The organism is Paracoccus fontiphilus (assembly GCF_017356265.1).
In the GTDB taxonomy this organism is placed as follows: domain Bacteria; phylum Pseudomonadota; class Alphaproteobacteria; order Rhodobacterales; family Rhodobacteraceae; genus Paracoccus; species Paracoccus fontiphilus.
Genome location: NZ_JAFNAW010000134.1, coordinates 1 through 3,402, shown reverse-complemented (window position 1 = coordinate 3,402; position 3,402 = coordinate 1). Strand labels below are relative to the sequence as shown.

General features: G+C 66.2%; 3 protein-coding genes and 1 pseudogene. All 4 read right to left on the bottom strand.

The window, feature by feature from the left end:
• Positions 1-83 precede the first annotated feature (83 nt).
• Positions 84-1,163: a glycoside hydrolase family 15 protein gene (locus J0F76_RS20245; RefSeq protein WP_207472235.1), complete on the bottom strand. Its 1,080-nt coding sequence runs from the start codon at positions 1,161-1,163 to the stop codon at positions 84-86.
• Between the two features lie 2 nt (positions 1,164-1,165).
• Positions 1,166-1,915, bottom strand: coding sequence for an alpha/beta hydrolase (locus J0F76_RS20240; protein WP_207472234.1), 750 nt, complete (start codon positions 1,913-1,915; stop codon positions 1,166-1,168).
• A 131-nt stretch (positions 1,916-2,046) separates the two neighbouring features.
• A pseudogene (locus J0F76_RS20235) lies at positions 2,047-2,299 on the bottom strand (7-carboxy-7-deazaguanine synthase QueE); the annotation flags it as partial.
• A gap of 631 nt (positions 2,300-2,930) precedes the next feature.
• On the bottom strand, positions 2,931-3,402 hold a 472-nt coding region (locus tag J0F76_RS20230; RefSeq protein ID WP_207472233.1), incomplete at its 5' end, for a hypothetical protein.

The window sequence follows — 3,402 nt, the reverse complement described above, 5'->3', positions numbered from 1 at the left end:
AGGTCTGCGATCTGTTCTCCGACGAGGAATGCTACAACTACTTCAAAGCCGCAGGTTATGAGGTCGATTGAGTGCAACAGGCTCTAGTACAGTTCGGCAAAGCCCAGGGTCGCCGGATACCAGGGATTGCCCCCGAAATAGGCATCCCCGGCCCATCGGCCGACTGCGGGCGCCTTGCGGGCACGATTGATGGGATAAAGATCGGCAAAGACCGCTTCCAGCGCGGCGGCCGTGGCCCGCGTGCGCGGGGCGGTGATGGAAAACAGACCCTCGCTGCGGCGCATCTGCAGGATGGCAAGGCAGGTGACGGAATCCAGGCTGCCCTCGGGCGCCTCGATGCTGTCGCGCCAACCGCCGGTCGCCTGATCCTCGGCCGCCGTCAGCAGCCCGGCCACGCGGTCCGCGGCGGCACGCATCTGCGGATCAGGGCATCCCCTTGCCTCGGCCCGGGCGCAGCCCCGGTCCATTGCGTCCCATTGCGCCAGCAGGGTGAAGGTCGTGCGGCGGGGCGGATCCTCCTCCCACGGGCCATGGCAGGGTCGGCCCGCGACCCGCGCCGTATGCGCAAGGTCGCGGGCGATCAGCGCCTCGGCCCCGGGCAGGGCTGCGGCGGGCAGCAGGTCCAGCACCGCCATGACGGCCGATGCCCGCAAGGCCGGGCCGTCGTCCTGCGGGCGGCTCCATCGCTCAAGGTCGGGCGAGCCATCGGCCGCGACCCTCGGCTCGTCCAGCCAAGCGGTGCCGGTCAGCACCGCAAGTTCCGCATCGGGCCGCAGATATTGCTGGAAGTCCTGCGCAGCGGTTCCCCGCAGCGGATTTTCCGCCGGCCCATGCCGCGCGGGGTCCGAGATGAGCAGCGAAAACCGGACAAAGTCCCCAAGGTGCCGCCGCCAGAACGGGCGCGCTTCCGGATCGGCCGACATGGCCAGCGGCACGGCCCGCAGGACAAGGGCGGAATCGCGGATCCAGTGATGGAAGTAATCCGGCTCGGGATCCCAACCGGCCATGCGGGGCGAGGCCAGCATGGATCCTGCCGCCGGGCGGACGGTCCAGCCAAAGCCCTTGCGGCGGCGGACCAGATGGGTGGCGGAACTGGCCGCACGCATCGCGCGGGCGGATGCCAGTCGCTGCGCCTGGATCCAGGTGGAATCGGGGCGGCCCATCTTCAGGCACCAAGCGCCGCAAGGGCGACAGCCAGCATCTGGCCGCAGGCCTCGCCCGCCGGGCAATGGTGCTGACCCGGCAGCGCCCCGAAGAAGCGCGCCTCGGGGGCGGCATTGAAGTAGGCGCGGGCGTCCTTCAGCGGCACCAGTTCGTCCTCGGTGCCGGTGATCACCGCCAAGGGCGCCTTGATGCGGGTCAGGGCGGCGCCCGCGTCTGCGATCTCCATTTCGGCGAAGAAACGCGGCGCCTCGCGCTTGACGGCCTCGATCGCGGGTGGCCCCATCGCTTCGCGTGCCGCCCGCAGCACCCGGCCGGACAGGGGCGGCGACACGGCAAGGACGTGATGCGTTTCCGGCGAAGCGGCGGCCAGATGCGCAATGGCATAGGCGCCGATGCTGTGCCCCGACAGGGCCCGCAGGTCATCCGGCCATTGCCGGGCAACCCAGGCCCAGGCCGCCGCTGCGGCGCGTGTATGGCCCGAAAATGTCAGATGCTCCGGTGGACCCGAGTCCGGCAGGGCCATGGAGTTCGGCAGTTCGGGCGCGGCGACGCGCCAGCCGTGCGCCAGATAGGCATTCGCGATCTCGGTGATTTGAGCCTGATCGGGCGCGCCGTTCCGGCCATGGACCAGCAGGACCGTGCCCTTCGGCCTGTCCGACGGGGTGGCGACAAGGATGGGCAGGGTTTCGCGGCCATTGATGGCTGTGAAACGCCGGGCACCGCTTGTCCAAATTTGCTCTGAACCTGTCATGGCTCTCGTTTCAACGGGTCAGCCTGCCGGCTGAGGTAGCCTTCCTGTGGCCGCCGCTACGGATCATGGTGCCAACGATCCGTATTGCCCGCAAGGGCAGGCGACGCTTCATCGGTCAGGACCCCTGACGGTCACACGCCGCGCTTGTTGCCCCAGATCAGGACATGCAACTGCGGCAGGATGCGGGGAATCAGCCGTAGGCAATGGCCGTCTCCGTCAGCCAGCCAAGCCAGTCGGCCAGCGCGTGGAGATCGACCGGCCTGTCCGGATCGACCTCGGGATTGCCGGGCTGGAAACGGAGCGGCAGATCGGGATGACGGCATGGGCTGCCTTTGCCCAGTCGTAGTCGGTCCGGTCGAACACGACGATCTTCATCACGGCCTGCGAAAGCGATCGGCCCCGGACCTTATCGACAGAAACAAAGCGCCGCTTAACGGATCGGAGGAAACGAAGATGACAGCTTGACTGCTGATCCCTCATGTAAAGCAGTTGAGCATGTTTGCGTTCTGGATTCGGAAAAAGCCGCCTGGTTCAACGATCCAGAAGGGAACATCCTCTGCCTGCACGAGGATATCCCGACGCGCTCTGGCCAAACGTCCCGTCGGGCAAGTCATGGTTTCAAGCACTGAGGGGAGGGCAGACCGCTAAATCCTATGATCATACCTGTGAAAGTTATCGGAGCCAGGAACAGGGCGGCCCCTCTGAAGAGGTCCTGGTAGCCAAAGGCTGAGATGGCTGGCGTGCTGAGCGATGGCGAGCAGAAATGCCCAAGGAAAGACCGAAGAGGTCGGGATGTCGCCTACGGGTCCTTGCCGCCAGTACACGCGAGATCAGGTGGAAGGGCCACGAACGTCGCCAATACCAGAACATCACCTGCACCGATGATGCGGCCCCGGCGAGGGTTGGCGGCGGGATAGTTAGATACGCGAGCGAAGCTCACCGTCCCACGCCGATACCTGCAGAGCCTCAAGCCATCAGAGATGAGCCAGAGGACAGCCCGACGCCCACTTACCATTTATGTCTTGGCAGAGGGTTCTTGGACAGCACCCGCCGGTGACATGCCTGCAAGCTCAGCCATGCGTGCAACACCTTGTTTCGAGACAGCGGCCAATCGGGCGGAGGCGGACGTCACGTCAGTGTCGCCGGCGCGTGACGGGTCGAGCCGCGCCGGGTTCAGCGCGCATCGGTTCGCCCAGGAAGCGATGTCCGGCTCGGCGCCATAGGCGCGTGTCGCAAGACTGCCGCGCAGCTGCATCTCCGCCCAGTTGGACGGGGTGTCGGGTAGCGTATTCGGCGGACAAAGCCGATTGCGCTCCAAGTCGTTGTCGCGAGTGGCCTCCACGTAGCCGGCCAGGGCCGCGCAGAAGCACGGGAAACCAGCCCGGATCGTCTGAAGCCGTTGTCTGACGTCAGCGCCCATGGGACAGATTAGGCCGATTGCGTGACAGAGGGTTTCTGGCTCATCGTAGCCTTCATGGAGCGAAGAT